8 protein-coding genes are annotated in these 6,970 nt (G+C 41.3%); 7 read left to right on the top strand and 1 reads right to left on the bottom strand.

Features of this window, described 5'->3' with window-relative positions; all coding sequences use genetic code 11:
• The first annotated feature begins 279 nt into the window (after positions 1-279).
• The 7 genes from F957_RS04300 to F957_RS04330 all read left to right on the top strand — a co-directional run bounded on the left by F957_RS04300 (position 280) and on the right by F957_RS04330 (position 5,406).
• Positions 280-1,158: an MlaA family lipoprotein gene (locus F957_RS04300; protein WP_016542097.1), complete on the top strand. Its 879-nt coding sequence runs from the start codon at positions 280-282 to the stop codon at positions 1,156-1,158.
• A 130-nt stretch (positions 1,159-1,288) separates the two neighbouring features.
• The gene (gigA, locus tag F957_RS04305; protein ID WP_016542096.1) at positions 1,289-2,257 is read left to right on the top strand and encodes an RsbU family protein phosphatase GigA; all 969 of its coding nucleotides are present in this window, start codon (positions 1,289-1,291) and stop codon (positions 2,255-2,257) included.
• Between the two features lie 102 nt (positions 2,258-2,359).
• A complete protein-coding gene (gene gigB / locus F957_RS04310) occupies positions 2,360-2,881 on the top strand; it encodes an anti-anti-sigma factor GigB (protein ID WP_016542095.1) in 522 nt (173 codons plus the stop codon).
• Positions 2,882-2,909: 28 nt separating this feature from the next.
• The gene (locus F957_RS04315; protein WP_016542094.1) at positions 2,910-3,734 is read left to right on the top strand and encodes a carbon-nitrogen hydrolase family protein; all 825 of its coding nucleotides are present in this window, start codon (positions 2,910-2,912) and stop codon (positions 3,732-3,734) included.
• Positions 3,735-3,945: 211 nt separating this feature from the next.
• Positions 3,946-4,308 (top strand): DUF4951 domain-containing protein, encoded by a 363-nt coding sequence (locus tag F957_RS04320; RefSeq protein WP_016542093.1) that lies wholly within the window; start codon positions 3,946-3,948, stop codon positions 4,306-4,308.
• Positions 4,309-4,446: 138 nt separating this feature from the next.
• Complete coding sequence (locus F957_RS04325; protein WP_016542092.1) at positions 4,447-4,884, top strand: MarR family winged helix-turn-helix transcriptional regulator; 438 nt, start codon at positions 4,447-4,449, stop codon at positions 4,882-4,884.
• 87 nt (positions 4,885-4,971) lie between these two features.
• Positions 4,972-5,406, top strand: a complete 435-nt coding sequence (locus F957_RS04330) for an organic hydroperoxide resistance protein (RefSeq protein ID WP_016542091.1) — start codon at positions 4,972-4,974, stop codon at positions 5,404-5,406.
• 67 nt (positions 5,407-5,473) lie between these two features.
• On the opposite strand, the gene gspE is transcribed toward F957_RS04330, so the two are convergent.
• Positions 5,474-6,964, bottom strand: a complete 1,491-nt coding sequence (gene gspE / locus F957_RS04335) for a type II secretion system ATPase GspE (RefSeq protein WP_016542090.1) — start codon at positions 6,962-6,964, stop codon at positions 5,474-5,476.
• Between the last annotated feature and the right edge of the window lie 6 nt (positions 6,965-6,970).

Genomic DNA, 6,970 nt, shown 5'->3' with positions numbered 1-6,970 from the left:
TAGCCAAATCCTTGTTTCTCAACAAGTTTTTATCTGCATCACCGCCGATGGATGTGCATTCTACAGTATTTCACTCCCAACACAACCCCCTTTTTTATTATTTTTATTCGAATGAACATTTTTAAACCAAAATCACAATTTTTCTTATATTTTTCGACCGAATTTGTTTTAATAATAAGAGAACAACTAAACTATATGCTCATCTCTATGTTTCGCGTTCAATAGCGCAATCATTTTAATGGCTGTATTATTTCGCTCTCACAGCGATTAAGGACTTATATGCATTACTCAAATTTTATCTTGCTTGGGTTGTTAACTGCTGGAGCATGTTCATCAGTATTCGCACAAGAAACTCCCAGCGATTCAGCTAATGCTGTAGCAAGCCAAGTCACTGCAGAGCAAAAGACCTCAACAATTCAGGCCATCAAAGATTTAAAGCATTTAACTAAACATGACTTAAAAGTGAATGCGAATGCAGCACAGCCTGATTCGGTGAAAGACCCCTTACAACCATTAAACCGTCAAATCTATGCCTTTAATGATATTTTAGACCGCAACTTATTAAAGCCTGTTGCGATCCAATATGTTGCTAAAGTACCAGAACCAGTGCGTAGTCCATACCGTCAATTTCGCAAAAACCTAGGCGAACCTTGGAATGCAGTTAACCAGCTCATGCAAGGCCGCCCGACACGCGCAGCAAAAACCTTAGGTCGTTTTACCGTCAATACTCTAACAACTTTAGGTTTTGCCGATCCTGCCCGACGTTTAGGTTTAAATACAGAAGAAGAAAGCTTTGGCGTCACTCTAGGCTATTATGGTGTTCCATCAGGTCCATATGTGATGTTACCTTTCTTCGGTCCAAGTACATTCCGTGATGGTTTTGGCTTAGCCGCAGATAGTTTCGGTCGCCCGCAAAAATACCTATTAGATGATCAAGAAGGTATTTATTGGTCAACTAATCTATTACAAGCTGTTGATGCACGTTCGCAAATTCTTGATATTGAAGAAAGCTTAAAAGGCGACAAGTATTCAATGATCCGAGACTTTTATTTACAACGTAAAGCGTTCCAGATTGCTGAGAAACGCGGTGATTCAGATGACGTTTCTTTTGTTGGTGATTCAGATGATGTCGATGACAGTTCTTCTGATGAAAAATGATTAAATTAAAATAATGTTTTACAAACTTATGTATTGCCAGAGAATTTAAACTCTGGCAATACTATATCCAAGGTCATCTTTCATCTATGATGAATTTTAAATGATCATACAAAGGATTGGCTATTCATCTATGTATTTCATTCAACCCACGCGTTCCATACCTTGTTTAGATCAAGCTTTAACTGAATTACCCAGTTTGCAGATGATTCAAATTGATGATTTAGATTTGTATGATCAAACCATTATCGCGATTGCAGATGTCCAAGATTTTTTAAAATATCAATGGAAACTCCCTACAATTGTGCTTGCGTTTGAACATGAAGGCGCAGCGCTGGCACAAGCATGGGAATTAGGTGCTTTGGCAGGTTGGATGTGGGATAGTTTGCCTAAAAATCCAGTGCACTCCTTATTTAAAATAGATGCGCAATACAAACGTAATCAAGACAGTCGAGATTTACCATCTGCCGCTGAATTACAAAAACGCCTGTTACCCAACCCGATCGAATTACCCAATTATCAATTTGAATCCTTTTTTCAACCTTCTGCCTACTTATCAGGTGACTGGTATGATTATTGGCGTTTAAATGATGAAGAAGTTTTATTCTATCTTGCTGATGTATCGGGTCATGGCGTCACCAGCAGCCTCTTAACCTCATGGATGGCTGCATTTCATGGTCGTTCAAAAACTCCGAGCCAATTGATCCAGAAACTGAATGCCATGCTCGTGCAAGAAAATATTGAAAAGCACATTACCATGGTGGCAGGGATCTTAAACTTGGTCACACATGAAGTTCGTTGGTCAAGTGCGGGGCATTATCCTCCCCCCATTATTTTTGAACCTAATCAGCCCCCTCAAATATTGACCACCAGCAGCTTCCCACTCGGACTTACTGAAGAACTTGAAGTCGAAGAACATCATTGTCGATTAAGTCGTCACGCACGGTTTATTTTATGTTCTGATGGCGCTTTAGAACCATTTGATGGAGGTTTGAATGATCAGTTTAATCAATTGGTCGAACACTTGCAAAAAGACTCCTTCAAAGCACCTGATCATGTAGCAGATGACATTGCAATCTTAAGCTTGCGTCGAATGAATTAATTTTAAAATCAATAATTTAATTAAATCACATGCTGCAACCACTTGTGTCTACAATACCACTATGGGATAATTTTATATCCTTTCTCTGAAAATGGCATTTATATGTCAACAGGTCATGTTGAATATGCAAGTTTGAACGGAACGCATATTTTCAAGCTTATTGGCGAAGTGCGTGCTCACTCTTGTATAAGTCTAGACAAACTACTCAACAGAATTGAACAACAGCAAAATGTTGTTGGTGCAATCGTTGATTTAACTGAAACCACGTTTATTGACAGTACTGTTTTAGGCATACTGGCAAAATTGGGTTTAAAGCTTAAGCAAGCTCATCACATACAAGCAGTTATGCTATCGACAAATCCAGATATCACCACCTTGGCCAATAGTATGGGGCTCGGGCAGGTCTTTGTGATTTTAAATTACTGCGGTGATCCAAGTGTATGCACGCTAGAGCTTACAGAAGAGCAAGTCACACATAGTGCCATGCTCAATACCGTGCTCGACGCACACAAAACACTGATGCGCTTGAACGAAAACAACCAAAATATGTTTGAACCACTGGTTAAGCAATTGCAAAAAGAGCAAGATTGCTTAAATCTCGACGTACAAAAACAAAACGCTTGATCGTTAAACTCAGTATCGTGATCCCCCTATGACCTTACTTTCCGTTGCACAGATGAATTCTCAAAATGACATTGAAGCAAACTTCGATGTCATTGAGTCATTAATCCAGCAAAGTAAGGCTCAGGCAGCCGAGCTGATTGTTTTCCCAGAGAATTTTGTTTGTTTTGCAGCAGGGAAACAACGTGAAACTGCTGCACAATTCGAAAGTATCCAAGCACGCCTAGAACTATTGGCACATCGTTATCAAATCTGGATCATTGCAGGTACACTCCCATGCCCGTTCCGTCCAGATGGCTCGGTTATTCAAGATGGTCGTGTGCGTACGGTGAGTCTGTGTATTAGCCCTGAAGGGACTGAAGCACGCTATGACAAAATCCACTTGTTTGATGTACAAGTGGGTGATGCAGTCGGTGGTTATCAAGAATCTAAATTCTTCGAGCCAGGCGATCAAGTCGTGGTTGCCAAGACTCCTTTTGGTCATATAGGTCTCATGGTCTGCTACGACTTACGTTTTCCAGAATTGGCTTTAACTTTACGTCAGCAAGGGGCCAATATTTTAACCGCCCCCGCTGCTTTTACTTACACCACAGGCCAACTTCACTGGCAATTGCTTTTACAAGCACGTGCTATGGATAGTCAGTGCTATGTTTTAGGTGCAGCGCAACAAGGCTGGCATGGTGAACACCGTCAAACTTGGGGACATGCGGGTATTACTGATAGCCGTGGTCAACTTCTGCAAAGCATTGAGACTGAAGGACATGGCTTAATCACCAGCGACTTTGACCTTGAACAACAAAATCAGGTTCGTCTGGCAATGCCGTTGATGCAACATCGCAAAATTATCCATTATTAATCTTTCTTCTCTACATCCTCTACTTCAAATTGCATATTGTATAAAATACATTCAGCCAGAGGTAATCTGACTGAGATGATCAAATTTTCTAAATGTTTGATCTATAGAATCATGATTTAATACCAATTATTGATCATCGTAGAACAAGCTCAAACGATTTTGGCCTATGAATGATGTAACATCGTCAATTAATTCTTATTAAGTTTTATTCATGTTTAGATTGATTCTGATTTTCTTTTTTTTGGGGATAACCGCACCACTTCATGCTTCATCGCTTGATCTCGATGGGGATGAGTCCACGCAATCTTCACAGGTTTTATCTACACCACAAAATTTATCATTGAATGCTTTTGGACAATGGGTCATTGGCTGGGGAACTGGCGCTGAAGGTGCAAGACAAAGATTAAGTAATATTCGACGTGAAGATGTCGCAGTGATTAAACAAAAAGGGACGACCTTAGACATGATCAAAGCTTGGCAACAGCACTTCGAACTAGAAGCACAAAATAACCTCAGTAACCCAACTGCAATTTATAGAGCGCGACTGATGAAAAAAATTGCTGAGCTGTGGTAAGCACCCGTTGAAATACCGCTTAGAGTGCATAAGTTTTTACGGCTTATGCTTTTTTGATTTGAATTGATACCTAAACTACTTAGGTAATCGATCAGACCACGATATACTGATCCTATTCAATTACCATTTGAGGGCTGCATGGGCGAAGAACATCCACAACTGTTATTAGACAATCAGTTATGTTTTCTGGTTTATTCGACCAACCTTGCCTTGCACCAAGTTTATCGCCAATTACTCACACCACTTGGCTTAACCTACCCCCAATATCTAGTAATGCTGGTGTTATGGGAAAAGGATCAGTTGTCCGTTTCTGACATCGGTGAACGGCTATTTTTAGAATCATCGACACTTACACCATTACTCAAAAAACTTGAAACAGCAGGCTTGATTAGCCGTAAACGTTCTCTTAAAGATGAGCGGCAAGTGATCATTGGGCTTACAACACAAGGACAGGCCTTACAATTACAAGCGGTTGATATTCCAAATCAATTGGCTCAAGCAGCATCCTGTTCACCCACAACACTATTGGCATTAAAAGATCAGCTTTCAGAACTTCGCAGCAATTTAAACAAATAAGTTTAAAATTTACACAACAGCAACTTGTTTTTTCATTTATATCGTGTACGATTTAATTGCATTCAATATTATTCAGGAATAATAATCATGTCTTTAGAAAAAGTGGTGTATCGTGCGAAAGCAAAAGCAACGGGTGGTCGTGATGGACGAGCAACTTCTTCTGACGGTGTTTTAGATGTTCAGTTAGGCGTCCCTAAAGAAATGGGCGGCGCTGGTGGTGCGGTTACCAATCCAGAACAACTGTTTGCAGCAGGCTATTCAGCCTGTTTCTTAGGTGCCATGAAGTTTGTTGCGAATCGCGATAAATTTAAAATCACCAAAGATGCCTATGTTGAAGGTGAAGTCGGTATTGGTCCAATTCCAAATGGTTTTGGTATCGAAGCGACTTTAAATGTGTATTTAATTGGCATGGAACAGGCAGAAGCTGAGCAATTGGTTGCTGCTGCACACATTGTCTGCCCTTATTCAAATGCAACCCGCGGCAATATTGATGTGAACTTTAATATTGTGACGACCGAATAAACATTCAGCTTTCCCAATAAAAAAACAGCATGGATGATCCATGCTGTTTTTTTATACCTGAATTTATTTATTCTTCGGCAGCTTCATTGGTGACACGAAGCACTTCTTCTAAAGTGGTCTTCCCAGCTAATACTTTAAGTAAACCATCATCACGAATCGAAGCAGCATGACGACGTGCATGATTTTCCAATTCATACTCAGCCGCATTGCCATGAACCAAACGGCGCATCGATTCATCTACGGGCACAATTTCATAAATTGCGGTTCGCCCACTAAAGCCGACATGTGAACATTTTTCGCAACCATGCGGCTCTGGTAGCTGCATATATTCATCCACTTTAAGGTGCTGGAACACTTGGCGCTCAAAATCATCAGCCTTACGCCAAGTGACACAATGCGGACATAAAGTTCGCACCAAACGTTGTGCAATGACCCCAATCAAAGAACTCGCCAATAAGAAAGGCTCAATTCCCATATCTTTCAGACGCGTCACCGCACCAATCGCAGTATTGGTATGCAGTGTTGACAAAACCAAGTGACCGGTTAAAGAAGCTTGCACCGCAATTTCAGCTGTTTCCAGATCACGAATCTCACCCACCATCACCACATCAGGATCTTGACGTAACATCGCCTTAAGCGCACGTGCAAAGGTCATATCAACTTTGGTATTGACTTGGGTCTGACCAATACCTTCCAACTGATATTCAATCGGATCTTCAGCGGTCAAAATATTACGAGTATTGTCATTCAGATCGGATAATGCCGCATATAAGGTGGTGGTTTTCCCCGAACCTGTTGGGCCTGTCACCAAAATAATGCCATGTGGACGATGAACCAATTGAGTTAGGCGTTCATAATCGTTCTGCATTAAACCTAAATGGGTCATGTTTAGACGCCCTGCTTGCTTATCCAGCAAACGCATCACTACACGTTCACCATGCGAAGACGGTAAAGTCGAAACACGCACATCCACTTCACGCCCTGCAAGACGCAATGAGATACGACCATCTTGCGGAATCCGCTTTTCGGCAATATCCAGTTTCGCCATAACTTTGATACGTGACACCAACAACGGTGCTAATTCGCGTCGCGGCTGTACAATTTCACGCAATTGTCCATCGACACGCAAGCGTACCGAGAGTTTTTTCTCAAAGGCTTCGATATGAATATCCGAGGCGCCTACCCGAATCGCTTCTGACAACAAGGCATTGATTAGACGCACGATCGGTGCATCGTCCTCCTGATCCATCAAGTCTTCAGCTTCAGGCACTTGATCTGCCAAGCTTAATAAGTCTGGATGATCTTCTAAGCCTGCTGCAACTTGCTGCGACTCCCCAGTATCCCCTGCATAACTGGAACTCAATAAGGCATGAAACTCTTGATCAGTACAAAGTTGATCATGAGCTGATTTCCCCAAAATTCGACGAGCTTCCTGCAAAGCAATACGCGCGGTGTCCTTGCGTCGTACAATAAAAACTTGATCGCCTTCATAACGTAACAAAACGCCATGTCGTTTAGCGAAACTATAAGGAATTTGTATTTGTTTAAGTATTTGCATCACACA

It is taken from the genome of Acinetobacter gyllenbergii CIP 110306 = MTCC 11365 (assembly GCF_000413855.1).
In the GTDB taxonomy this organism is placed as follows: domain Bacteria; phylum Pseudomonadota; class Gammaproteobacteria; order Pseudomonadales; family Moraxellaceae; genus Acinetobacter; species Acinetobacter gyllenbergii.
This window is presented reverse-complemented; position numbering and strand designations above follow the sequence as displayed.